Annotated in this window: 22 protein-coding genes; 8 read left to right on the top strand and 14 right to left on the bottom strand. The window is 71.9% G+C overall.

The window, feature by feature from the left end:
• The first annotated feature begins 51 nt into the window (after positions 1–51).
• Positions 52–792, top strand: coding sequence for a GntR family transcriptional regulator (locus AB0M63_RS43375; protein WP_366023267.1), 741 nt, complete (start codon positions 52–54; stop codon positions 790–792).
• Between the two features lie 208 nt (positions 793–1,000).
• Here AB0M63_RS43375 and AB0M63_RS43370 read toward each other — a convergent pair whose 3' ends face one another.
• The 4 genes from AB0M63_RS43370 to AB0M63_RS43355 all read right to left on the bottom strand — a co-directional run bounded on the left by AB0M63_RS43370 (position 1,001) and on the right by AB0M63_RS43355 (position 3,991).
• Positions 1,001–1,453 carry an Lrp/AsnC family transcriptional regulator gene (locus AB0M63_RS43370; protein WP_355918601.1) on the bottom strand — a complete coding sequence of 151 codons (453 nt, stop codon included), beginning with the start codon at positions 1,451–1,453 and terminating at the stop codon, positions 1,001–1,003.
• A 73-nt stretch (positions 1,454–1,526) separates the two neighbouring features.
• Positions 1,527–1,922, bottom strand: a complete 396-nt coding sequence (locus AB0M63_RS43365) for a hypothetical protein (RefSeq protein ID WP_366023266.1) — start codon at positions 1,920–1,922, stop codon at positions 1,527–1,529.
• Between the two features lie 15 nt (positions 1,923–1,937).
• Positions 1,938–2,462 (bottom strand): GNAT family N-acetyltransferase, encoded by a 525-nt coding sequence (locus AB0M63_RS43360; RefSeq protein WP_366023265.1) that lies wholly within the window; start codon positions 2,460–2,462, stop codon positions 1,938–1,940.
• Between the two features lie 86 nt (positions 2,463–2,548).
• On the bottom strand, positions 2,549–3,991 hold the full coding sequence (locus tag AB0M63_RS43355; RefSeq protein WP_355918692.1) for a GuaB1 family IMP dehydrogenase-related protein: 1,443 nt from the start codon (positions 3,989–3,991) through the stop codon (positions 2,549–2,551).
• Between the two features lie 205 nt (positions 3,992–4,196).
• Between AB0M63_RS43355 and AB0M63_RS43350 the strand changes: the two genes are divergently transcribed.
• A complete protein-coding gene (locus AB0M63_RS43350; RefSeq protein WP_366023264.1) occupies positions 4,197–5,585 on the top strand; it encodes a hypothetical protein in 1,389 nt (462 codons plus the stop codon).
• Positions 5,586–5,605: 20 nt separating this feature from the next.
• Here the strand turns inward: AB0M63_RS43350 and AB0M63_RS43345 are convergent, their stop codons facing one another.
• The 6 genes from AB0M63_RS43345 to AB0M63_RS43320 form a co-directional block, all read right to left on the bottom strand.
• Entirely contained in the window at positions 5,606–6,217 is a 612-nt protein-coding gene (locus AB0M63_RS43345) for a hypothetical protein (protein WP_366023263.1), read from the bottom strand.
• A gap of 35 nt (positions 6,218–6,252) precedes the next feature.
• Positions 6,253–6,579, bottom strand: a complete 327-nt coding sequence (locus AB0M63_RS43340; RefSeq protein ID WP_355918615.1) for a barstar family protein — start codon at positions 6,577–6,579, stop codon at positions 6,253–6,255.
• On the bottom strand, positions 6,576–6,947 hold the full coding sequence (locus AB0M63_RS43335; RefSeq protein WP_355918618.1) for a ribonuclease domain-containing protein: 372 nt from the start codon (positions 6,945–6,947) through the stop codon (positions 6,576–6,578). The genes AB0M63_RS43340 and AB0M63_RS43335 overlap by 4 nt, the downstream gene beginning before the upstream one ends.
• A gap of 50 nt (positions 6,948–6,997) precedes the next feature.
• The gene (locus tag AB0M63_RS43330; RefSeq protein ID WP_355918621.1) at positions 6,998–8,044 is read right to left on the bottom strand and encodes a sugar-binding domain-containing protein; all 1,047 of its coding nucleotides are present in this window, start codon (positions 8,042–8,044) and stop codon (positions 6,998–7,000) included.
• 78 nt (positions 8,045–8,122) lie between these two features.
• Positions 8,123–8,809 carry a ribulose-phosphate 3-epimerase gene (rpe, locus tag AB0M63_RS43325; RefSeq protein WP_355918624.1) on the bottom strand — a complete coding sequence of 229 codons (687 nt, stop codon included), beginning with the start codon at positions 8,807–8,809 and terminating at the stop codon, positions 8,123–8,125.
• Between the two features lie 329 nt (positions 8,810–9,138).
• A complete protein-coding gene (locus AB0M63_RS43320) occupies positions 9,139–10,173 on the bottom strand; it encodes an Lrp/AsnC family transcriptional regulator (RefSeq protein WP_366023262.1) in 1,035 nt (344 codons plus the stop codon).
• Positions 10,174–10,268: 95 nt separating this feature from the next.
• On the opposite strand from AB0M63_RS43320, the gene AB0M63_RS43315 reads away from it, so the two are divergent.
• Positions 10,269–11,435, top strand: a complete 1,167-nt coding sequence (locus AB0M63_RS43315; protein ID WP_366023261.1) for a lactate 2-monooxygenase — start codon at positions 10,269–10,271, stop codon at positions 11,433–11,435.
• Between the two features lie 579 nt (positions 11,436–12,014).
• On the opposite strand, the gene AB0M63_RS43310 is transcribed toward AB0M63_RS43315, so the two are convergent.
• On the bottom strand, positions 12,015–13,433 hold the full coding sequence (locus AB0M63_RS43310) for a transcription antitermination factor NusB (protein ID WP_366023260.1): 1,419 nt from the start codon (positions 13,431–13,433) through the stop codon (positions 12,015–12,017).
• 76 nt (positions 13,434–13,509) lie between these two features.
• Positions 13,510–14,460, bottom strand: a complete 951-nt coding sequence (gene fmt, locus AB0M63_RS43305) for a methionyl-tRNA formyltransferase (protein WP_366023259.1) — start codon at positions 14,458–14,460, stop codon at positions 13,510–13,512.
• A 254-nt stretch (positions 14,461–14,714) separates the two neighbouring features.
• Between fmt and AB0M63_RS43300 the strand changes: the two genes are divergently transcribed.
• Positions 14,715–15,266, top strand: coding sequence for a hypothetical protein (locus tag AB0M63_RS43300; RefSeq protein ID WP_355918640.1), 552 nt, complete (start codon positions 14,715–14,717; stop codon positions 15,264–15,266).
• 169 nt (positions 15,267–15,435) lie between these two features.
• Here AB0M63_RS43300 and AB0M63_RS43295 read toward each other — a convergent pair whose 3' ends face one another.
• On the bottom strand, positions 15,436–17,577 hold the full coding sequence (locus AB0M63_RS43295) for a primosomal protein N' (protein WP_366023258.1): 2,142 nt from the start codon (positions 17,575–17,577) through the stop codon (positions 15,436–15,438).
• Between the two features lie 60 nt (positions 17,578–17,637).
• A complete protein-coding gene (locus tag AB0M63_RS43290) occupies positions 17,638–17,760 on the bottom strand; it encodes a hypothetical protein (RefSeq protein ID WP_366023257.1) in 123 nt (40 codons plus the stop codon).
• Positions 17,761–18,176: 416 nt separating this feature from the next.
• On the opposite strand from AB0M63_RS43290, the gene AB0M63_RS43285 reads away from it, so the two are divergent.
• From AB0M63_RS43285 to AB0M63_RS43270, 4 genes are read left to right on the top strand one after another with little or no spacing between them, the layout of a single operon-like run.
• A complete protein-coding gene (locus AB0M63_RS43285; protein ID WP_366023256.1) occupies positions 18,177–19,466 on the top strand; it encodes a helix-turn-helix transcriptional regulator in 1,290 nt (429 codons plus the stop codon).
• A gap of 13 nt (positions 19,467–19,479) precedes the next feature.
• Positions 19,480–20,217 (top strand): TIR domain-containing protein, encoded by a 738-nt coding sequence (locus AB0M63_RS43280; protein WP_366023255.1) that lies wholly within the window; start codon positions 19,480–19,482, stop codon positions 20,215–20,217.
• A complete protein-coding gene (locus AB0M63_RS43275; RefSeq protein ID WP_366023254.1) occupies positions 20,214–22,166 on the top strand; it encodes an ABC transporter substrate-binding protein in 1,953 nt (650 codons plus the stop codon). Before AB0M63_RS43280 ends, AB0M63_RS43275 begins: the two co-directional genes overlap by 4 nt.
• 47 nt (positions 22,167–22,213) lie before the next feature.
• Positions 22,214–23,311: a hypothetical protein gene (locus AB0M63_RS43270; protein WP_366023253.1), complete on the top strand. Its 1,098-nt coding sequence runs from the start codon at positions 22,214–22,216 to the stop codon at positions 23,309–23,311.
• Positions 23,312–23,338 lie beyond the last annotated feature (27 nt).

The raw sequence follows: 23,338 nt of genomic DNA, 5'->3' as shown, positions 1-23,338 counted from the left end.
ACTCGACTACGCTGCTCACGCTGTGCACAGTGGCCGACTCAGAGGGGAAGCATGACGGCGCGACACGAGGAGATCGCCGACGAGCTGCGGAAAGCCATCGACCGCGAGGAGTACACAGTCGGGAGCCGGCTGCCCGCGGAGACGGAGCTCGCGGCGCAGTACGGCGTCTCGCGCGGCACGGTCCGCCAGGCCGTGGCTGCCCTCACCGCCGAGGGGCTGATCGGCTCACGTCAGGGCGCCCGCCGGATGGTGCTGGCCAGCCGGCGCAGCCAGAGCTTCGCGGAGCTGCGCAGCTTCGCCGAGTGGGCGCGCGCGATGGAGCGCGAGGCGACCGGGCACGTGGTCGAGCAGGAGTACCGGCCGGCCACGGCCGAGGACGCCGTACGCCTCCAACTCGCTGAGAAGACCCCGGTGTTGCACGTCCTGCGGGTGCGCGGCCTGGACGGCGAACCGGTCTTGCTGGAGCGCACCGTCTACGCCGACTGGATCTCCCCCGCCGTCGAGGCGATCGAGCCGGACTGCCCGTCCGTGACCCAACGCCTGTACGACGACACGGGGTTGGTCTTCGCCTACGGCGAGCATGTCATCGACGCGGTGGCGGCGGGCGCGCAGGACGCGGAGCTGCTGGGCATCCGCCGCACGAGCCCCCTGCTCAGGGTCCGCCGGGTCACAACGACCCGCGAGGGACGGCCCGTCGAGTGGTCGGACGACCGCTACCGCTCGGACGCGGTGAGCTTCAGCGTGCACAACTCGATAGGCAACAACGCGCTGGCCCGCAAGACGGCGGAGTGAGCCCGGGGCCTCAACCGGCCGCCACGCAGAACTCGTTGCCCTCCGGGTCGGCCATCACCACGTGGGGTCCGTCGAACTCGGCGCTCGGGGGCCCAGATGTCGAAGTGCAGCCCAGAACGCGGCGCCGAGTGGGGCATCGGTGCAGTCGAGGATCAGATCGATTTGTACCTCCAGAACCGGAACCCTCCCGCCCCTGCTGGCGGTCGCCCTACGTGGGCGAGCCGGAAGAGAAGCGGCGCAGCAGCGGGGAGAGCACCAGCACCGACTTCGTCCGCTCGACGAACGGCTCCCCCGCGATCCGCTCCAGCACCCGCTCGAAGTGGCGCATGTCGGCGGCGAAGACCTGGACGACCGCGTCCGCCTCGCCGGTGACGGTGGACGCGGCGACGACCTCCTGGTAGCGCTCCAGGCCCCGTCGGATGGTGTCCGGGGAGGTGTTGTGCCGGCAGTAGATCTCGACGAACCCCTCGGTCTCCCAGCCGAGTGCCGAGGGGTCCACGCGGACGGTGAATCCGGTGATGGCGCCGGTGGCCCGCAGCCGGTCCACGCGTCGCTTCACGGCGGGCGCGGAGAGGCCGACCAGGTGCCCGATGTCCGCGAAGGAGCGGCGGGCGTCCTCGGCGAGGGCGTGCACGATGCGTTCGTCGAGTTCGTTCAGCACGGTGGATCGATCACTTCTCGGGCGGTGCGGGTGGTGCGGCGGTGGCCGTGTACGAAGTAGAACACGAGCGGGTTCAGCCCTCGTCCGGCTCGCCCGCCAGCGCCCGCGCCTGGGCCACGTCCCCCTCGTCGAAGCCCATCCGCCCGGGCTGCCCGAAGGCGTCCGCCTGCGCGTCGATCCAGCGGGTGTGCGCCTCCCACGCGGCCTGCTTGCTCATGCCGAGCGCGGCCCCGATCTGCGTCCAGGAGGCACCGGCCTCGCGGGCCGCGCGGACGGTGAGCTGACGGCCGTAGGCGGCCTTGCGGGCGACGACCTCGCTGAGCGCGAGCAGCTCCAGCGTCTCGGCCCGGTCGAGGGCCTCGGCGTCGCTGCCGAAGCCGGCGAGGGACTCACGGGTGCGCAGATGGTCGAGGCGGGCGACAGCGGTGAGGAGGGTGTGCTCCGGTTCGATGCTCTGCGGTGTGGTCATGCCCTCAGCGTCGCGTCAGGACTGCTTGACGTCAAGAGGGCCTGACGGCAGGGATTTGGTGAGGAAGGTGCAGGGGTCGGCGTGCTCATGGGTCACCCCTTCGCGGTCCTCGTACGACCAGCGGTCGACGTACTCCGTCAGGGGCCGGTAGCCGAGCCGAGCGTAGAGACCGGCGGCCCTAGGGTTGTCGGCCGCGACACCCAGACCGAGGACCGTACGGCCACGCTTCCGGACCAGTTCCTCGGCCCGCCGGACGAGCGCGCCACCGATGCCGCGCGAGCGCAGTTCCGGGGGCCATACGGCGAGGCCGTTGAGCTCCGGACAGCCGGGGAGCGCGGCCCGCACCCCCGGGTCCGCACAGCCGTCCCACCGCACCTCGGCGTGCCCGACGGGCCTCCCGTCCAGCCAGGCGACGAGATATGTGCCCGCACCGGCCGCCTGCCGGGCGAAGCGCCGGGCATGGGAGGAGACGGCCGCCGACGAGCCCATGAACTCGTCGAGCAGCGCCACGTCGGCGGCCCGGCACACGGTGATCTCCATGGAGCGACGGTAGCCGCCGAGGCACGCGGACGGCCCCCGAATATCCCGTCCACCGGGTCAACAGGGGCCGTAGGCAAGGAACTTGCTCAACTCCAGCTCGCGTGCAGGGGCTTGCCCTCCGCGTAGCCCGCCGCGCTCTGGATGCCGACGATCGCCCGTTCGGCGAACTCCTCGAGGGAGTTGGCGCCGGCGTAGGTGCAGGAGGAGCGGACGCCCGCGATGATCGAGTCGATGAGGTCCTCGACTCCCGGGCGGGCGGGGTCGAGGAACATGCGGGAGGTGGAGATGCCCTCCTCGAAGAGTGCCTTGCGGGCGCGGTCGTAGGCCGACTCGTCCGACGTGCGGTTGCGGACCGCGCGTGCGGACGCCATGCCGAACGACTCCTTGTAGAGGCGGCCGCCCGCGTCCTGCTGGAGGTCGCCCGGGGACTCGTACGTGCCCGCGAACCACGAGCCGATCATCACGTTCGACGCGCCCGCCGCGAGCGCCATGGCGACATCGCGCGGGTGGCGGACACCGCCGTCGGCCCAGACGTGCTTGCCGTACTTCTTGGCCTCGGCGGCGCACTCCATGACCGCCGAGAACTGCGGCCGGCCGACGCCGGTCATCATGCGGGTGGTGCACATCGCGCCGGGGCCGACGCCGACCTTGATGATGTCGGCGCCCGCCTCGATGAGGTCCTTGACGCCCTCGGCGGCGACGATGTTGCCGGCCGCGATCGGGACCCGCGGATCGAGCGCGCGGACAGTACGGATCGCGGCGATCATCGACTCCTGGTGGCCGTGCGCGGTGTCGATGACAAGCGTGTCGACGCCCGCGTCCAGCAACTGCTTGGCCTTGCCGGCGACATCGCCGTTGATGCCGACCGCGGCGGCGATACGCAGCCTGCCCCGCTCGTCGACGGCCGGTGAGTACAGCGTGGCGCGCAGGGCGCCCCTGCGGGTGAGGATGCCGGCGAGCTTGCCGTCCTTGTCGACGGCGGGCGCGTAGCGGCGGTTGGCGCCGTCCAGCCTGTTGAACGCCTCGCGCGGGTCGATGTCCGCGTCGAGCAGCAGCAGGTCCCGGGACATCACCTCGGCGAGCTGGGTGAAGCGGTCCACACCGTTGAGGTCGGCGTCGGTGACGACCCCGACCGGGCGCTGGTGCTCGTCCACCACGACACCGGCGTTGTGCGCGCGCTTGGGCAGCAGGGCCAGCGCGTCGGCGACGGTCTGGTGCGGGGCCAGCCGGATCGGGGTGTCCAGGACGAGGTGGCGGCTCTTCACCCAGGAGACGACCTCGGTGACGACCTCGATCGGGATGTCCTGCGGAATGACCACGAGCCCGCCGCGCCGGGCCACGGTCTCGGCCATGCGCCGGCCCGCGATGGCGGTCATGTTGGCGACGACCAGCGGGATCGTGGTGCCCGTGCCGTCCGGGGAGCTGAGGTCCACACCCTGACGCGAACCGACCGCGCTGTGCCGCGGCACCATGAAGACGTCGTCGTACGTCAGGTCGTACGGGGGCTGGATGTCGTTGAGGAAACGCACGTGCTGCACATCCCAGTCGATCAGAGGTGGTCCCCGGACAGGTCAGCCAGGGGGAAGAGCACGTACTTCATTGTCCCATGTCGGGCGTAATGCCATGCCTCGGATCATCGTCCAGGCAGGTCGGCGACCTCCCTGGAGGAACCTCCAGGAGCACCTGGGCTCCACCCGCGGGCAACCTTCGGGACGGCTCACGCATCGAACCTGCATGGCTTTCCGTCGCACGGTGTCCGGGGCGGTGTCGGCTGCCGCGCTGCTCGCCATGGCGTCGGGTTCGGCCGCCACGGTTGCCGACACGTCCCAACCGTCCCCTCGGCCGTACGTGTCGTTCAGCACCGTGGAACACCTCAACGTGGGGTCGGTGGAAAAGCGGGTCGACGCGAACTGGAACCTCCTCGGCATCGAGCCGAACGATCCCCCGCAGACGGACGAGACGCTCGTCATCGACGCCCGGGACCTGGCCGGTGTCGCGGACGTGACTGTCGACGATCCTCGCTGCGAGGCCGCCGGGCGGGTCTTCACCTGTGTCTCCAAGGCCGCCTTGCGAGGCGGGTCGGTCGAGTTCTCCGTGCGCGCGGACGCGGGTGCCGCCCCCGGGGCCGACGGCACGCTCACGTACACCGTCAGCGCCGGGCACGCCAAGGGCGCCACGGCCAGGACGAAGGTGATCGCCGGCCTCCCGAACCTGATCGTCGGCAAGCTCCCGGACGTGACACACGCCAAGGTCGGCTCCCGGATCGAGGTTCCGCTCCGGATCGGCAACATCGGCGACCTGGCCACCGACGGGCCCCTCATGCTGCGCTGGGCGTCGGTGGGCGGCCTGGGCTTCGACCACAAGTTCTCCAACTGCGTCTACGGCGAGGGCGACGGGCCCGGCGTGGGCGGCGAACCCAGCGGCCAGACCTCCGTCGACTGCGTCGTCACGACCCCCGTGGCCGCCGGCGCCACCATGGAGCTGAGCAGCCCCCTGACGGCCACGGTCGGCACGCACGTCCTGCACGACGTGACCACCTACTCGGCCGCCCCTTTGGAGCCGGGCGAAGACGCGGACGGCGGCGCCGAGCGGGGCACCGGTCCGGCACTCACCCTGGTCCCGGCGTCCGGCGGGCCCGAGGGCGGTTCCGAGGGCCGGTTCACCGTCACGGCCGACAACTCCGCCGACCTGGCGGCGAAGGCGAAACCCGTCTCCGGGACGGGCGAATGGACCCTGGACATCGAAGCCGTGGACCACGGCCCGGCCTCCGTGTACAACGTCGGCGCCAAGGCCGCCGCCGTGGTCGACGTCGTCCTGCCCAAGGGCACGGTCGCGACCGGCAACGTCTTCGCCGAGTCGGAGGACGGTTTCCACGGTGAATGCCGCCTCTGGGCCGGTCCCACCAGCACAGCGGCCTTCCAGGCGGGTCACCGGCACTACGTGTGCTTCGTGCCGTTCAGAATCGTGGCGGGCAGAAGCCAGTCGTTCGTGCTGCGGGGGAAGACGACCAAGGGCTACGACGGCGCCAAGGGCACGGTGACCGTACGCCCCGGCCCGGCCGGTCTTCGCCTCCACGACCCGGACCCGTCCAACGACAGCGCCACCTTCGCCTTCGGCAGATAGCCCGGCACTGAAGCGCGGGATCAGTACAGGAACCGGTGCAACGGAGCCGACTCGGTCAGCAGCATGGTGAGCCGATGGGCGAGGCGCTGCCACGCCTCGTCCTGACCGTAGGTGAGTCGCACGTCCTCGCCGCCGCCCCCCTCGATCGCCGCGAAGAGGGTCGCCGTGTCGGCGTCGGGTGTGAGGTCCACCAGGGACAGCACCCGCGCCAGCGCGCCGACCAGGCCCACGGCGGTCTTCTCGGGCGTCAGGACGGTGCCGCGGACCGCGGCCACGACGCCCGAGGGGTCGGGCAGGTCCGGCGGTGCCACCAGGAGGCCGGACAGCTCGCGCAGCAGTGCGTACAGCAAGTCCGTGTCCTCGGTGGGCAGTTCGACGATGCGTAGGCCCTCGTGCTCCCAACGGCCGTTTGGTGTCCACACCTTGGGGCCCCGCGCCACCGCGTCGGCGAGGGTCTCCCGGACCCGCCGGAAGGCCGCGAGCCCGTCCGCGAAAAGGGCATGTCCACCGGCCGCGCCGACGGACTCGGCCAGGGGCGCCAGCAAGTGTTCCTCCACCCGGTCGCACTGCGCGTCGAGGTCCGGGTCCACGACCACGAGACGGACGGACGTGCGCTGCTCCTGTTGCTCCATGCCGACCACTCTGCCAGCCGCCTCCGACAATCGGCCTAGCGACCGGTTCCTTCGGCTCCGCCCAGCGCGAGCATCACGGAGAGCGCCGGTGTGCGGTCGACCGCGTCACCGAAGACGTCGACGGCGGTCCCCCACTCGTCCGGCCGCGCCTTCGCGTACGGCCGCCAGTTCCGTACGACGACCAACAGCCCCTGTTCCACGGCCCCTTCGGGCCACACGGTGTGGTCGCCGAGGCTGTCGGCGAGCGCGTCCCAGTTGCGGCCGAACCAGCCGGGCAGACCGAGCGCCTCGGCGCAGCGGTCCATCAGGCCGGCCTTGTCCGTGACCCCGTCGAGGTCCAGCGTGACCGCGAGCCGCGTCATCTCAGTACCGTCCTGAACGACTTGTAGTGATCATCGGTGTAGTAGATCTCGCCGCCCTGCCCGGTGACAATGCGCCGGGCTCCGCGATCGCGCGAGCCCGGCGTGGTGACGGTGTATTCGTGGTAGTAGCCACGCTTCTGCTCCGGCAGCAGCTTCTCGTAGTTCCCGAACACGACCCCGTCCTTGGCGTACGGGAAGGGGCCGCCCCGGTCGATGAGGGCGATGGTCTGCCGTGCCTCCGCCGGGAGTTGGGACTCCTTGACGGTGGCGGTGGAGGCGCCGCCAGCGGTGTCCGTGGCCGAACAGCCGACGGGCAGCAGGACGGCCAGACAGACGAGCAGCACCCGGGAGACGAACCGCAGCAGCATGCGCCCGATGCTGCCACGGCCGCCCCCGCACGACCCGCTGTCAGGGCGCGTCAGATGCCGTCGGGGTCCGTCCGGCTCAGCGCCGACTTCGGCGAGGTCCCGGCCGTCATCAGATAGTCCGCCGCCGCGGTGTCCGTCACCAGGCTGGTGACCAGCCCGGACCGCAGCACCGCGTCGATCGCCGCCGCCTTCCGCTGCCCGCCGGCGATCGCGACGACCTCGGGGATACGGCGCAACTGGTCCGCCTTGACGGTGATGCACCGCTCGCCCAGGTCCCGGCCGACCCGGCGGCCCTCGGCGTCGAAGAGGTGCGCGGACGTCTCGGCGGCGACACCGAGGGACGAGTAGTGTGCCCGCTCCTCGTCGCTGAGCATGTCGTACACCGTCGAGATGCCCGGCTCCCAGGAGCCGATGGAGACACAGGCGACCGTGACCTTGTCGAAGTACTCGAAGGCCCGGGCGATCCCGGTCTGGTGGCGCAGCGCCTGCGCGGTGGCCGCGTCCGGCAGCAGCATCGGCGCGTAGATGGGGTGGGCGTCGCCGCCCGACACCTGCGCGGCCCGCCGTACCGCCTCGACCGAGCCGCGCTCGGCCGTCCCGGCGTCGTAGACACCCGTCAACTGGACCACCGTGCAGGGCGGCAGCCGGTCGAGGGCGGCCGCCATGTGGATGGTGGACCGGCCCCACGCGAGGCCGAGCACATCGCCCTCGTTGACCAGCTCGCCGAGCAGGTCGGCCGCGACCTCCCCGAGGTTCTCGGGGTCGGGCGACTCCTCGCTGACCTCCGCCGGGGACTCGACCACGACGGCGTGCCTCAGGCCGTACCGGGCACGCAGCGCGTCCGAGCGCTCCGCGTCCAGCTCGGCCGGTACTCGGATCTCGATCCGTACGAGATCCCGTTCGAGAGCGGTCTCCAGGACCCGGGCCACCTTGAAGCGGCTGACGCCGAACTCCTCCGCGATCTGGATCTTGGACTTGCCCTCGAGGTAGAAGCGGCGGGCCATGGCCGCCGCCTGCACCAGCTCAGCGGGTCCCATCCGCATGGCTGACCGGCCCGCCGACATACCCGACACGGCGATCTCCTCACTGCTGTTCACACTCTGGATTCGCCGTTCATCCTTGCAGATCCGGCGCACTTGATCAGCCTCGATGGCCGCCGTTCACATACCTGACGCTCAGTGGTCGCACGTCCAGGATGCCTTGCTCACGACCCCTTCGGCCTGTGTGCGCAATGCACGTACCGCCGCGGCCGGGTCGGATGCCCCGTAGACCGCCGAACCGGCGACGAAAACATCCGCGCCGGCCTCCGCGCAGCGCTCGATCGTCGAGGCCGAGACTCCGCCGTCGACCTGCAGCCACAGCTCCAGTCCGTGCTTCCTGATCAGCTCGCGGGTGCGACGGATCTTCGGGAGCATGAGGTCGAGGAACGACTGCCCGCCGAAGCCCGGCTCCACCGTCATGATCAGCAGCATGTCGAGTTCGGGGAGCAGGTCCTCGTACGGCTCGATGGGCGTCGCGGGCTTGAGCGCCATGGAGGCGCGGGCGCCCTTGGCCCGGATCTCCCGCGCGAGCCGCACCGGTGCGCCGGCCGCCTCGACGTGGAAGGTGACGGAAGAGGCACCCGCCTCTACGTACTGGGGCGCCCAGCGATCGGCGTCCTCGATCATCAGATGGCAGTCCAGCGGGGTGTCCGTCGCACGCGCCAGTGACTCTACGACCGGCACACCGAGCGTGAGGTTCGGGACGAAATGGTTGTCCATGACGTCGACGTGGAGCCAGTCGGCTCCTTCCACCGCCTTCGCCTCCTCGGCCAGGCGGGCGAAGTCGGCGGACAGGATGCTGGGGTTGATCTGCACGGCCATGCCCCAAGCCTGCCATGTCCTGCGGGGGTTAGCGGCATCGGTCCGTCATGGATACGGTCCTCCGCACGGTGGGGTGCTTCCCGGCGGGCGGCGGCGACCCGCAGCTGATCGTGTCGAACCGGACGCGGGCCGACGAGGTGAAGCGGACCGCCGCGTCCACCGAGGGCGTGCTGCCGGACAGCGTCGCGGCGCGGAATCGGATGCGCGGGTGGGCTGATCCGGGCACTGGTGGCACCGTTGCCGCATCGGCCGACGCGGGAGGACGGGGAAGCGGGCGGGCCGGCGGCGAAGCCCGCGGCGGACTCTCATGTCGGCTGAGCGGCCGGCGGTCAGGTGCCGACGTCGGCCCAGATGTCGGGCGGTACGACCTCCACGGAACGGCCCTCCGGGTCGAGGACATGGCCCAGCAGTTTCTCGTGCCGTAGCGTGATCACCCGCTCGGTGATGTCCAACCCCGGGTGGGACGCGGTGAGTTGGGTCTCGAAGCGCAGGACGTCGGCGACGGAGTGCAGGCTGGCCTGGAGGACGAGGTTGTGCGTACCGCTGACGGCGGCGCAGTTGCGGGTCTCCGGGAGCCGGATCAGGGCGTGGCCCAGCTCGGGCAGGTCGGCGGGCGGCACCCTGGCCCAGAAGGTGACGGCGACCGGCCAGCCGCCGAGCGGGCGGGCGAAGTCGCAGCGGAAGCGGAGCAGGCCGAGCCGGGTCAGTTGGTCCAGGCGCCGCTTGACGGTGGTGGAGCTGACGCCGAGCGCGGTCGCCAGCCGCTGGTGCGAGGCCCGGCCGTCGTAGGCCAAGGGGGCCAGCAGGGCCCGGTCGAACGGGGTGGTGGCCCGGGCCCGGTCGTCGGCGGCCGGGGTGTCGGGCGGGGTGGTCAGCCGAGCGCGCTGTACGGGCGCGAGCGCGGCGATCCGCCACTGACCGCCCTCGGTGAACATATGGGTGACGATCCGGGCACGGACGGCCCGCACCCCGGCGACCGCGGGGAGCACGTCGAGCGTGTAGCGGGACATCGCGGCGAGATCGGCGGTGGCCACGGTGGCGAGAAGGTCGTACGTACCGGCCGCCCGTTCGACGGTGAGCATGTGGGGGTGGCCGGTGAGGGCACGGGTGACCGGGCCCGCCGCCCCCGCGCCGCAGTCGATCTCGACGAAGGCGATGCACACCCGGTCCAGCAGACGCGGCCCCGGTGAGTAGCTGACCCAGGCCTCGCCGCGCTCCGCCAGCCGGTTCCAGCGTCGCGCCACGGTGACCGGGTCGACGCCGAGGGCGCTGCCCAGTTCCGTCCACGAGGCACGCGGTCTGAGCTGCAGGGCGTTGATGAGTGCCAGTTCGTCCTCGCTCAGCATTCCGACGCGATCCTGCACGACACCCGGCTCCGATGTGAGAATCCTGCACTTCAGCGGTCTCCGGCGGCGAGTATCGCACTGTGACCGGGTACCGGCGTGGAGAGGGAGAGGCCATGGGACAGCCGTTCGGCTCCTACCAGAACGAGATCTACCTGAACGGGCTCGGCGGCATCGTGCCGTCCTTCCCGATGGGCTTCGCGGAACTGGAGGACAGGGCGCGCTCGGCGCTGCCGCCCTCCGTGTGGTCGTACGTCGCGGGCGGCGCGGGCGACGAACGCACCCAGCGGGCCAACGTGGCCGCCTTCGACCACTGGGGACTGGTCCCCCGGATGTTCGTCGGCGCGGCACAACGCGACCTGTCCGTCGACCTGTTCGGGCTGCGGCTGCCCTCCCCCGTGTTCATGGCACCGGTCGGCGTCATCGGCCTGTGCGCCCAGGACGGACACGGCGACCTGGACACCGCACGGGCCGCCGCGCGCACCGGCGTACCGATGGTCGCCTCCACGCTCACAGTCGACCCTCTTGAGGACGTCGCCACCGAATTCGGGGACACCCCGGGCCTCTTCCAGCTCTACACCCCCACCGACCGCGACCTCGCCGCGAGCCTCGTCCACCGCGCCGAACAGGCCGGTTACAAGGCGATCGTGGTCACCCTGGACACCTGGATCACCGGCTGGCGCCCCCGCGACCTGTCCACCGCCAACTTCCCCCAGCTACGCGGCCATTGCCTCGCCAACTACACCAGCGACCCGGTCTTCCGCGCCCTTCTCGCCCGCACCCCGGAGGAGGACCCCCAGTCCGCGGTCCTCCTCTGGACCCAGCTCTTCGGCAACCCCCTCACCTGGGACGACCTCCCCTGGCTGCGCTCCCTCACCGACCTGCCCCTGATCGTCAAGGGCATCTGCCACCCCGAGGACGTACGCCGGGCCAAGGACGGCGGCGTGGACGGCGTCTACTGCTCCAACCACGGCGGCCGCCAGGCCAACGGCGGCCTCCCCGCCCTCGACGCGCTCCCCGCGGTGGTCGAGGCCGCGGACGGCCTCCCGGTCCTCTTCGACTCCGGCATCCGCAGCGGCGCCGACATCATCAAGGCCCTCGCCCTGGGCGCCACCGCCGTAGGCATCGGCCGCCCGTACGCCTACGGCCTCGCCCTCGGCGGCACGGACGGCATCATCCACGTCCTCCGCTCCCTCCTCGCGGAAGCCGACCTGATCATGGCCGTCGACGGCTACCCGAGGCTGGCCGACCTGACGCGGGAGGCGCTCCGGCGGGTGGCGTGAGGGGCCGCGTCCGCGGGGGGCGAAGAGAGTGGCTGCCCGGCCGGAGACGGTCCACGAAGTCCGCGGGGGTACGGCAACAAGAACGGCCTCGCGGCCGGCAGGCGGCAGGCGGCAGGCGGCAGGCGGCAGGCGGCAGGCGGCAGGCGGCAGGCGGCAGGCGGCAGGCGGTTACACCACAGCGGCGGTCCGCGGAGCGCTTCGCCGCCTCGGCGATCGGCAGCACCCGAAACCCCGCACCACCCGGCCACCCGGCCACCCGGCCACCCGGCCACCCGGCCACCCGGCCACCCGGCCACCCGGCCACCCGGCGGTCAACGGCCCGCGAAGCGCTGCGTCGCCCCGCCAATCGGCCACCCCCGAAACCTCGCGCCACCTGGCAGTCGGCAGTCCGCGAAGCGCTACGCCACCCCAACCATCAGCAGCGCCCGAACCCCCGCATCGCCCCGGCGCTCAGCAGTCCGTCATCGAAGTACAACTCCGGTGGTCATCAGCCATCCCCGGCCGCCGACCCCCGCAGGACCCCGTCGTGTACAACCCGACCGACCAGTCACCGCCAGTCCGACCGCCGCAGGCCACCGCTCACCCGGTCCGGCGAATGAGCGCCAGGTACATCGCATCGGTCCCATGCAGATGCGGCCAGAGCTGTACGTCAGGCCCCTCGCCCAGCGCCGGAACATCTCGCAATAGCTGCCGGGCATCGATCAGTTCGGTGTGCGGGTACTGCTTGAGCACGTCCTCGACGACGGCCCGGGTCTCGGCGAGGTGCGGTGAGCAGGTCGCGTAGCCGACGACACCGCCGACGCGCACGGAGTCGAGCGCGGTGCGCAGCAGGTCGCGCTGGAGGGGAGCGAACCCTTCGAGGTCCTCCGGGCGGCGCCGCCAGCGGGCCTCGGGGCGGCGGCGCAGGGCGCCGAGTCCGGTGCACGGCACGTCCATCAGGACGCGGTCGAAGGTGCCGGGCCGCCACGGCGGCCGGGTCCCGTCGGCGGCGATGACCTGGTAGGGCCCGGGGTTCCCGGCGAGCGCCTTCGCGACCAGGCCCGCGCGGTGCGGCTGCTTCTCGGCGGCGAGGAGCATCGCCCCGCGCTCGGCGGCCACGGCGGCGAGCAGCGCGGCCTTGCCGCCGGGGCCCGCACACCCGTCGAGCCACTTCTCGTCCGGGCCGTCGAGGGGCGCGTTCGCGAGGGCGAGCGCGACGAGTTGGCTGCCCTCGTCCTGCACCCCGGCCCGGCCCTCCTTCACGGCCGCCACGGCCCCGGGCTCGCCGCCTTCGCTGAGCCGCACGGCGTACGGCGACCAGCGCCCGGGCACCGCGGCCTCCTCGCGGAGGAGTTCCTCGGTGGTGGACCGGCCGGGCCGGGCGACCAGGGTCACCTCGGGCCGTTCGTTGTCGGCCTCCAGCAGGTCCTCGATACCGGCCCGGCCTCCGCCGAGCGAATCCCACAGCGCGGAGACGACCCAGCGCGGATGCGAGTGCACGATGGCCAGGTTGTCCTCGGGATCGTCGTCGTAAGGCGGCGCGACCCGCTCGATCCACGTGTCGAGGTCGTCCCGCGCGACCTTCCGCAGCACGGCGTTGACAAACTTGGCCCGCCCGTCGCCGAGGACGACCCTGGCGAGTTCGACGGACGCGGAGACGGCTGCGTGGCTCGGGATCCGCGTCCCGAGCAGTTGATGCACCCCGAGGCTCAGCACGTCCAGCACCGGCGGATCGACCTCACGCAGCGGCCGGTCGACACACGAGGCGATGATCGCGTCGTACGTCCCCTGCCGGCGCAGCGTCCCGTAGACCAACTCGGTGGCGAGCGCCGCGTCCCGAGCATCGAAATCGCCCTTTTCTCGCGCCTTCCGCAGCAGCGGCGGCAGCACGAGGTTCGCGTACGCGTCCCGCTCGTCCACGGCCCTGAGCGCCTCGAAGGCGAGGAAGCGGACGGGGTCCTTCTGCGGCCGGCGGTAGGGCTTGCCGGGCTTACGGGGTCGAGGGGACTGCTCGCTCACGAAAAAGGTGCTCCGGATTTCTGGCTGAGATGTGCGTCCAGCCTACGTCGCACCGGCGCGGACGTGCGCGGGGCCGTCACGCCCCGGACGCCCCTGAAGTCCCGAGGCTCTCCCCGGCCCCGATCCGCGCCCCGCGCGCCCAGTCCGCCGCCCGCATCGGCTTCTTGCCCTGCGCCTGCACCCACAGCAGCTCGACGGCGTACGAACCGGTGCCCACGTAGACGTTGTTCTTGCCGACCGACAGCTCCCCGGGCGCGAGGTCGGTCCGCTCGGGCACGGGCACGGCCTGGATCAGCTTGAGCCGCTCGCCGCGGAAGACGGTCCAGGCACCGGGTGCCGGTGTGCACCCACGCACCACCCGGTCGACCCGCAGGGCGGGGGCGGACCACTCCACCTGGGCGTCCTCGACGTTGATCTTCGGGGCGAGGGTGATGCCCTCGTTCGGCTGCGGTACGGCCTTCAGGGTGCCGTCCTCGATACCGTCCATGGTCGCTGCCAGCAGGCCCGAGCCGGCGAACGCGAGCCGGGTGAGCAGATCGCCGCTGGTGTCGGTGGGGCGGATCTCCTCGGTGACGGTGCCGTAGACGGGCCCGGAGTCGAGTCCCTCCTCGATCAGGAAGGTGGAGGCGCCGGTGATCTCGTCGCCGGACATGATGGAGTGCTGCACGGGGGCGGCGCCGCGCCAGGCGGGGAGCAGCGAGAAGTGCAGGTTGACCCAGCCGTGGGCGGGGATGTCGAGGGCGACGCGGGGCAGCAGGGCGCCGTAGGCGACGACGGGACAGCAGTCGGGCGCGATCTCCCGCAGCCGCTCCAGGAACTCCGGATCGCGCGGCTTGACGGGCTTCAGCACCTCGATGCCCGCCTCCTCGGCCCGCTCGGCGACGGGGCTCGCCACCAGCCTGCGCCCACGCCCGGCCGGCGCGTCGGGCCGCGTGACGACGGCGGCCACCTCGTGCCGCCCGGAGGCGATCAGGGCGTCCAGTGCGGGAACGGCGACCTCGGGGGTACCGGCGAAGACGAGCTTCATGCTGGGTTCGGGCCTCTCGGGCGGGGGTCGGGCGGCAGCGCACCAGTCTATGGCGAGAGCCGCCGACGGCTCACTTCGGTGAACTCCTCGACGCCCGCAGCGCACAGCGGTCCACCGGGGGCGTACGCATATGCCCTTACGCCCCCGTTGCGTGACCAGCGGAGCGCGCACGCGTTGGTCAAGAAAGAGTTGACCACCCTGGGCCGCATTCGCGCGGCCCGATCCTTTTCAACGCCGGTTCGAGAGGCTTGTTCATGGCCGACCACGCAACCCACGACGCCCAGGCTCGGGCCAGCCTGCACTTGCTGGTGCGCGACATCGAGCGGGTCCGCCGGCAGGTGGACGCACTGCGCACGCTCACCGCCCAGTTGGGCAACGTCTACCGCCCGCGCCGCTCCGGTCCCTCCACGGGCTTCGTCGTCTACGGACGCGCTCCCGCGCCGACGGTCCGTCTCGCGCAGGAGCTGCGGGACAGTGTCGAGACCCTGGTCACGGCCGCCGTGGACTTCGACCGCTCACTCGGTTTCTCGTGGGACGCGGTGGGCTCGGCCCTCGGTGTCACCAAGCAGGCGGTGCACCGTCGTTACGGCGCCCGCCGTGCCGCGACCCAGGCCGCCGCCGACGCCGAGCGCACGACCGAGGCGGCGAGTGCCCGCCCGGTCACCGTGAACACCGGCCTGCCGACCCTCCCCACCATGCCGACGGTCCCGGCGGCCCGCTCCATGCCGACCCAGCCGACCGCGGGCAGCCCCACCCTCCGCGACGAGGCCAGGCCCACGGCTTTCCCGGGCCCGCGCAACGGCTGACCCCCCTCCTCCGCCTCTGCCTCCCGGACCGAACCGGGAGGCAGCCGTATACCCGGACCACCGACGGCCGCCGACGGCGAGCACCACCCGCGAACAACCCCAGCCTCTCGACCGACAGCAGACGGGCGGTGCGCGAGTGGGAGACAACCCGAGGCCGCAGGCCGAGGCCTCACCCGATGTCCGGCGGATCCACCCGCACCCGCACCGGCTCCCCCACCCCCTTCGCCATCCGAGCGGCCTGCGCACTCTTCAACGCGGACGCCAACGCACTCCCACTCCCCGGCCGCACCCGAATCAACGCCCGCTCCCACCGCTCCCCCACCGGCGGTCCCCCCACCCGCCGGGGCCCTGCGGCCAAAGCAACGGGCACCGGCCCCAACACCTCGGCATCCGCAGGCAGTTCGACCGCGCCAAGGAACTCCGCGACCGCCTCCGGCACCCCGGTGACCGCGGCCATCCGGGACACCGGCGGAAACCCCAACTCCGCCCGCTCGCCGAGCTCCCGCACCGCGTGCCCCACGGGATCCCACCGCACCAACGCCTGCACCGGCCGCAGGGTGGGTTCGGCGACCACGACGACGGTCCCCCCGGCCTCCTGCGGCCGTACCAGCGAACTCGCCGCGATCCAGCGTCGCAACGCGTCCTCCCCCGCCCGCAGATCGGGCCGTCCGAGCATCGCCCACCCGTCCAGCAGCAGCGCGGCCGCATAACCGCCGTCGGCGACCGGCTCCGCGCCCGGTGTGCTCACGACCAGCGCGGGAGTCCCCGGCACCGTGTCGAGCACCTGCTCACGCCCGGACGTCCGCACCGGCACAGCCGGAAACGCCCGCCCCAGCTCCTCCGCCGTCCGCCGCGCCCCCACCACCTGGGCCCGCAACCGGAACCCACCGCACTCGGGACAGTGCCAGGAGTTTTCCTCCACCCCGCACCACCCGCACCGCAGGACACCCGCGTCCTGTCCCTCCAACGGCCCGGCACAGTGCCGGCACCGCGCGGCGGCCCGGCACTGGGCGCACGCCATCCGCGGCGCATACCCCCGCCGGGGCACCTGCACCAGCACGGGTCCGTGCTTGAGCCCCTCCCGCGCCGCCCGCCAGGCCAGCGTCGGCAACCGGGCCGCCCGGGCGGCCTCGTCCCGCGCCAGGTCCCCGTCCCCCACGGTCCGTACGAGCGGAGCGGCCGCCCGCACCTGGTCGCGCGCCGCGACGAGCGGCCGCGCCCACCCGCTCTCGACCAACTGGGCGGCCTCCACGGTGCAGCTCCAACTCCCCAGCAGGAAACCGCACTTGTCCAGGGCCGCGCGCAGCAGCAGCACCTCGCGGGCATGCGGCTGCGGCGCGTGCTGCTCGCTGTGACTGTCGTCCCCGTCGTCCCAGATCGCGACGAGCCCCAGGTCCTGGACCGGCGCGAACATCGCGGCCCGGGTCCCGACCACCGCGCGCACGGATCCCCGCCGCACGGCCAGCCACTGCCGATACCGCTTCTCGGGCCCGGCATCGGCGGTGAGCAGTGCGTGCCGCCCCTCGCCGAGGACCGCCGTCAACGCGGCGTCGACCCGCCCGGCGGCCCGTCCGTCCGGTACGACGACGAGCGCCCCGCGTCCCGAGGCGAGCGTCGCGGCGACGGCCCGCGCGATCTCCTCGCTCCACTCCGGCCCAGGCAGCGCGTTCCACACCGCGCGCGGGGCGCCCCCCGAGGCCAGCGCCTCCAGGAACCCGGCCCCCCGCTCGTACCGCGCCCAGGACCCCGCCTCGGGTGCCCCCGGCGGCGGCAGCGGCGCGGGCGACGGCTTCTGCTCGGCGCGGGCGCTGCGCGGCGGCACGGCCAGTTGCAGCACATCGGCGAGGCTCCCCGCGTACCGGTCGGCGACGGCCCGGGCCAGCCCGAGCAACTCCTCGCTCAGCACCGGCTCGGGCGACACGACCTGGGCGAGCGCGGCGAGCGGCCCGGAGTAGTCCGACTCGGCCAGCCGCTCGACGAGGAACCCGTCGATCAGCCCGCCGCCCTCACGCCGTCCGTCCCGCACCCGGTGCCGCCCGGCCCCGAACCGCACCCGCACCCGCACCCCCGGCTGCGCGTCGGCGTCGAGTTCGGCAGGCACGGCATAGTCGAAGTACCGGTCGAGATGCAGCACACCCTTGTCGACCAGCACCCGCGCGACGGGCAACCCCCCGGCCAGCGCGGCCCCCCGCCAGGTCCGCGGCTTGGCCTTGGGCCCCTTGGCCTGCCGCACACTCTCCCGGATGAGCGCAAGCTGCTCGGGCGGCGCACCCTCGGCCCCGCCGTCCCGTTCCCCGTTCTCGCTGCTCACGCCTGCATTCTTACCAAACGCCACTGACAACGGACGACGGCCGCCGCACGCCTTGGGCTTCTAGGCCCTGTCGATCGCCTGCACGATGAGCTGCTCCGCGAAGGCCATGTCCTCGTCCGGGTCACCGTCCCGGAACCGACCCCCGGCCTCCGAGGCGGCGAACCCGAGCATGAACGTGGCCAACAGCCGCTCGACCTGCGGAATCCGCTCCTCCGCGACACCGGCGGTGTGCAGGGCGTCGTAGACCGCGTTCCTCGTCGACCCCGGGCTACTGGGCTCTGCACGGCTTCCAGGCCGCCGTCACGGGCGACACCGACGCCTATGCACACGCGACGGCGGTGATTGCGGCGATCACTGCGGCCGCCCTTCTCGTCGCCGCTCGCCGTTTCCGCCGCTGACGCTCCCGAACACGGCCCAGAAGCCACCGAGTTACGACCGGGCCTGGCCGAAATCGCTTACTCGACACGGCTCTTCACCTCGGCTTCGCTCCGGATGAGGAAACGGGAAACACCCGTTTCGCCTTGTTCGGCCCAGCCCGGCTGCTCCACGCTGAATCGCGGCGCTCGTCGGCTGTCGGCCGAGGAACGACGGAGGTCGAAGTGCTGGATCAGTCGTACGACTTCGGGCCGGAACTGCGCAGGAGGCGCCTCGCCGCCCGGCTATCCCTGCAACAACTGGGACAGCGCGTGCACTACAGCAAGAGCCAACTGAGCAAGGTGGAACGGGGAATCAAGCGTGCGACGCCCGAACTGGCGCGGATGTGCGACGCCGAGCTGCGGGCCGACGGCGCGCTCAGCCGGCTCGTGCCCGTCCGGCCCTCCCAACCGTCTCTGCCCTCCCCCGGAAGCGACGACGAGGTGTGGCTGATGCAACTGCGCAAGGACGGTTCGAGTTCCTTCCAACCCGTGAGCCGCCGGGGGCTCATCACCGCCGGCGCCACCACGGTGCTGACCCTGCACACGGGTGATCCGTACACACTCACCCTTGAGGGCGCCGAGACCTTCGCGGACGCCTCACGGCTGCTGTTCGACCAGTTCCGGCGGCTCGGTCAGACGTCGGGTCCCGCCAGTGTGCTGCCGCCGCTCATCGCCCAGACCCACAGCCTGGAACAGCTGGCCGCGCGCAGCGGTCCGCACGGGCGGCGAACGCTGCTGCTCCTCGCCTCCCGCTACGCCGAGTACGCGGGCTGGATGGCCCAGGAGTGCGGCGACGACACCGCCGCGATCTGGTGGACGGACCGCGCCGTACATCTGGCGGCGGCCGGCGCCGACACCGGGCTGGCCACCTACGCGCAGGTCCGGCACTCACTGATCAGTCTCTACCGAGGAGACATCGCCGAAGCCGTACAACTGGCCACCCACGCCCTGGAGAGCGACGCGCCCGCCCGTATCCGCGGCTTGGCCGCCCAGCACCTGGCCCAGGGCGCCGCCGCCGACGGCGACCACGACACCTGCATGCGAAGCCTGGACCGGGCGCGCCGACTGCTCGAACAGGACGCCGCCGATCCCGCCGAACCGGTCCTCGGCGCCTCCCACGTGCCCGACGTGGTCTCGATGTTCACCGGCTGGTGCCTGTACGACCTTGGCCGCCCGAAGCAGGCGGCCGCCCTGCTGGACCAGGAGACCGCCCGTATCCCGGAGCACGCCTTCCGCACCCGGGCGCGGTACGGGGTCCGGCGCGCACTGGCCCACGCGGCGGCGGGAGACATCGACCACGCCTGCCGGATCACCACCGAGGTCCTGCCGTCCGTGCGTCTCATCCACTCCGCCACGGTCTCCGCCGACCTGCGCCGCCTCGGCCACACGCTCGGCAGACACTCCCGCAATGCCGCCGTACGGGCGCTGGTCCCGGACCTGTCCGGCACGCTCGCCCGCTCCACCGTCTTCTAGAAGGGACACGGACATGCACGAGATCTTCGTCAACTACCGGACCAAGGGCGGCAAGGAGGTCGCCTACTCGTGCGACCGCGCGCTGTCGGCCAGGTTCGGCCCCGACAGTGTCTTCCTCGCCCGGAAGTCGATCGAGCCCGGCAACAACTACATCGACGTCCTCGTCCGGGCGGCCCGGCGCAGTCATGTACTGCTCGCTCTCGTGGACGAGGAGTGGATCGACGCGCCCGACCGGAACAGGCCGGGCAAGCGCGCACTGGACAATCCTCAGGACTGGGTCCGGCGTGAGATCGAGGAGGCGCTGGCGTCAGGAGTGCTGATCGTGCCCCTGTTCATCGGCCGCAGGGTGGAGCAGCTCGATCCCCGGCGCCTGCCCAGGTCGATCGCGGAGATCGCGGAATGCCAGTACACCCGGGTGGATCAGCACAGTCTGGAGGCAGATCTCACCCGGCTCGGCGACCGTCTCGTACGCCTGGTGCCGGCTCTCGCCGCTCTGGACCGCAGTGGGCCGTCGGATGATCCGGTTCCCGCCGAACCCGACCTCACCGTCCGCAACGACCACCAGAGCGGCGGCATCGGCCAGGTCAGCGGCACCGTAGGAACGTATGTGCACGACGCCCGAGGGCCGCTGCACACGGGCGGCGGGCCGCAGGTCAACGGCGACGGCACGAACGTCATCTCCGGCGACAACCACGGCGGGATACGCCAGGGGTTCGGCACCCGGACACCGCGCGGGGGCGAAGGAAAGTGACCGAGACCTTCGGTTCGTACGTGCACGAGGCCCACGGGTCCGTGCACAGCGGGGACGGACCTCAGTTCAACTTCTACTACGCCGCCGAGGCCCGGCTGCGCGAGCAGGCGAGCAGGCGTCCGCGTGCCGTCGCGAAGGAGGACCGCGAGCTGCTCGCCGCGCGGTTCGTGCCGCCACGCGGTATGCAACTCGCGCGCGACCGGCTGGCGGAGCGGAACACGGTCCTGATCGACGGGCTGCCGGGCAGCGGCCGGCGTACCGCCGCGATCATGCTGCTGCACGAACTGTCCGACGCCCGCGGCAGTCTGCACGAACTGCCCGACACGTCCGACGACACGAGCGGCGACACGGCCGCGTCGCCGCTCGACATCCGGGACATCGGTGCGGGCGACCGGTTGCTGCTCGACCTCTCGGAGTCGGAGGAATCCCGGTACATCGCCATCCAGAACACGCTCTCCGACTTCCGCGACAGCCTGGTCCGGCGCGGCGCCCATCTCACCGTGGTGCTCCCCCACCACCTCGGCTATCTGCTCCGGGGCGAACTGAAGCGCCTGACCGTGGAGATCGGCCGCCCCACGGCCCAGCGAGTGCTCGTCCGTCATCTCCGGCAGGAGGGCATCGACCCGGCCTCCTCCGACCTGGGCGGCAGCGGCCTCCTGTCCTACCTGGCGCAGGCCCCGATGCGCGACGTGGCCGGACTGGCCGACCGGATCCGGCACTGCCGGGACATCTCGCCGGCCGACCGGGGCTTCTCCGACTGGCTCGCCGAGTCGCTGGTCGACCAGCACGACCAGAGCGCCCGGGTGGCGGCGGACCTCGCGACCTGGCAGGACGGCCGGCACCGGGCGCTCCTGCTGTCGCTGGCACTGTTTCACGGGGCCGCGTCGGGGACGGTGCTCCAGGGCGCCAACGCCCTGCTGCGCGTGCTCAGTCATCCGCCGGACCCCACTCCCCGGCTCGACCGGGCGGACCTGCACGCCGAACTCTCCGGGATCGGCGCCGAGACGCTGGCCGACGGGCGGGTACGGTTCCGCATCGCGGGTTACGACCGTGCCGTACGGGACCACTTCTGGACGTTCCTGCCGGACATCCGCAGACAGTTCCGCGACTGGTTCGACGAGTGCCTGACCGACCCCTCACTCCTGCGGTTCGGGCGCAAGGAGGTCGTGGCCAGGTTCGCCGCCCAGAGCCTGCGGACCGCGCGTCCAGAGGATCTGTCCTGGCTGGCGCAACGGTGGACGTCGAACAAGGCACCGGCGCGCCTCGACCTCGACGCGGCCCAGTTGCTGGCGTGCGGACTGGACGACGAGCACTACGGCCGCTTCTTCCGACAGCAGATCTACGACTGGAGCACGTCGATGGAGACGAGTTATGGGCTCAGGCGGGTGCTCGTCCCGGTGTGCTCCACGACCATGGCCGGCGCGCATCCGGACCAGGCGCTTGTCCGACTGCACCATCTGGCCCGGCGCACGAACGGTCTCGTGGGGGCGGACGCCCGCCGGGCTCTGCTGGCCCTGGCAGGATCGGACCACCGTCTGTACCGACGGATGCTGGACCGGCTCGGTGCCGGAATCGCCCAGGGCCAATGGGACGAGGACCGCGCCCTCTTCCTCGAACTCGCCGACCCGGTAAGGCTCGTGGGGTATCGAAGCGTCCGCGCGTCACTGATCACCTGCTGGCACGGCGTCCTGCGGCATCCCGTCGCGTCCTGGACCGAACCCCTGGCGCGCTGGCTCACCGCGAGCGAGGACGTGCGTCACCGCGACCTCGCACTCAGGGTGCTGTCCGCCGCCTGTGAGGCGGACGTCCGGGTCTCCGGCTGCCTCTACCGCGCCGCCCGGCAGTGGCTGCACGCCGATCCGAGCGCCTCACGCGCGGAGACCGTCTCCGTCCTGCTGCGGAAGATCGACACCGCCCAGGGCATCGAGTCCTACCCACTCGCCGTCTGATCGCGAGACATCATCGGGGGCCTTCCATGAGTTCCGGACACAAGGCAATGACGCTTTTCCTCTCGGTCATCCTCGGCCTGCTCCTCGTCATCCTCGGGCTGTGCGCCGACTGGCCGCTGTGGGCCTGGGTCGCGTCGGCCGCGCTGTTGGCCGTCATCAGTGTGGTGACGAACAGAGTTCTCGCGCCGAAGGCCGAGGCATTTCCACGGGACCTGCTTCCGGAACCGGATCTCCCGCTGCCGGAATCCGTGCGGCAGGAGCAGCGGGTCAACCATGTGGCCCTGTCCAGTTCCGTCGCGGACTACGATTTCTCCTTCTCCGCCACGGTCCGCTGGCTGGTGCTGGACGCGCCCTCGGACGCGCCCTACATCAATCCCGCGGGCCTGGCGATCGACGCCGTACTCCAGCGCGCCCGTGTGGTGACGGCTCAACAGCCGCCCCACCGCAGCGCGTTCGTACAGCATCAGCTCGACGGCGCCCTGGCGACCATGCGCGTCGACTCCACCGGCCGGGTCATGGCGATGGCCTTCGACGTCTCGCTCAGCCTTCCGGAACACGACCGTGAACGGCTCGCCAAGCTCTCCGACGTGCGCAAGGACGAGGACGTCTGGGAGCACGAACGCAACTACGAGCGCAGCAAACGGGCCTACCTCGGCGACGACGTGCTCAAGGACACGGGCAGCGCCGTGGTCTGGTGGCTGTCCCGCAACGAGAAGGAGGTGGAGGGTGCGGTCGACCGGATCGGTCTGCTCGCGCAGCTCTCCGCCGCGGCCAAGAACGAGACGGTCGCGCCACCTTTCGAGCACCTGGTTCCGCCGAGGATCGTTTTCGCGGACGGGAGCACGGACGAGCAGGAACCAGCCGACCAGCACCGGCCGTACGGAATGGGAGACACGGCGGCGTCCGACAACGGCTCGGGGAACGGTCTGTCCGTCGACTCGTTGCTGGAGTGGTTCGGTTTCTCCACCGCCGATCCGGATGTCGACCTGTTCGCGGAACGCTTGATGCACCTGGCGTCGGTGCACGGCAAGACGGACGCCGTCGACGAGATCAGGCGCCGATTCGTCCACGATCCGACTGAGCCCGGAGACGACGACACCGTGGACGGTGCCGCCCCGCCCCCTGGTGACGAACCCACTCCCTGACGAATAGCCGAGGCCCGGCTCCCCCAA

The organism is Streptomyces sp. NPDC051576 (assembly GCF_040681835.1).
Lineage (GTDB): Bacteria > Actinomycetota > Actinomycetes > Streptomycetales > Streptomycetaceae > Streptomyces.
Note: the sequence above shows the minus strand (reverse complement) of the source record. Positions and strands in the feature narration are given on the sequence as shown.

Excerpts from the sequence above, each read along its gene's own strand:
- fmt (WP_366023259.1), bottom strand. The coding sequence starts at position 14,460 with ATGAAGCTCGTCTTCGCCGGTACCCCCGAGGTCGCCGTTCCCGCACTG.
- AB0M63_RS43335 (WP_355918618.1), bottom strand. The coding sequence starts at position 6,947 with ATGCTGCTGCGGTTCGTCTCCCGGGTGCTGCTCGTCTGTCTGGCCGTC.
- AB0M63_RS43280 (WP_366023255.1), top strand. The coding sequence starts at position 19,480 with ATGCACGAGATCTTCGTCAACTACCGGACCAAGGGCGGCAAGGAGGTC.
- AB0M63_RS43345 (WP_366023263.1), bottom strand. The coding sequence starts at position 6,217 with ATGGAGCAACAGGAGCAGCGCACGTCCGTCCGTCTCGTGGTCGTGGAC.
- AB0M63_RS43300 (WP_355918640.1), top strand. The coding sequence starts at position 14,715 with ATGGCCGACCACGCAACCCACGACGCCCAGGCTCGGGCCAGCCTGCAC.
- AB0M63_RS43375 (WP_366023267.1), top strand. The coding sequence starts at position 52 with ATGACGGCGCGACACGAGGAGATCGCCGACGAGCTGCGGAAAGCCATC.
- AB0M63_RS43360 (WP_366023265.1), bottom strand. The coding sequence starts at position 2,462 with ATGGAGATCACCGTGTGCCGGGCCGCCGACGTGGCGCTGCTCGACGAG.
- AB0M63_RS43350 (WP_366023264.1), top strand. The coding sequence starts at position 4,197 with ATGGCTTTCCGTCGCACGGTGTCCGGGGCGGTGTCGGCTGCCGCGCTG.
- AB0M63_RS43315 (WP_366023261.1), top strand. The coding sequence starts at position 10,269 with ATGGGACAGCCGTTCGGCTCCTACCAGAACGAGATCTACCTGAACGGG.
- AB0M63_RS43340 (WP_355918615.1), bottom strand. The coding sequence starts at position 6,579 with ATGACGCGGCTCGCGGTCACGCTGGACCTCGACGGGGTCACGGACAAG.
- AB0M63_RS43270 (WP_366023253.1), top strand. The coding sequence starts at position 22,214 with ATGACGCTTTTCCTCTCGGTCATCCTCGGCCTGCTCCTCGTCATCCTC.
- AB0M63_RS43365 (WP_366023266.1), bottom strand. The coding sequence starts at position 1,922 with ATGACCACACCGCAGAGCATCGAACCGGAGCACACCCTCCTCACCGCT.
- rpe (WP_355918624.1), bottom strand. The coding sequence starts at position 8,809 with ATGGCCGTGCAGATCAACCCCAGCATCCTGTCCGCCGACTTCGCCCGC.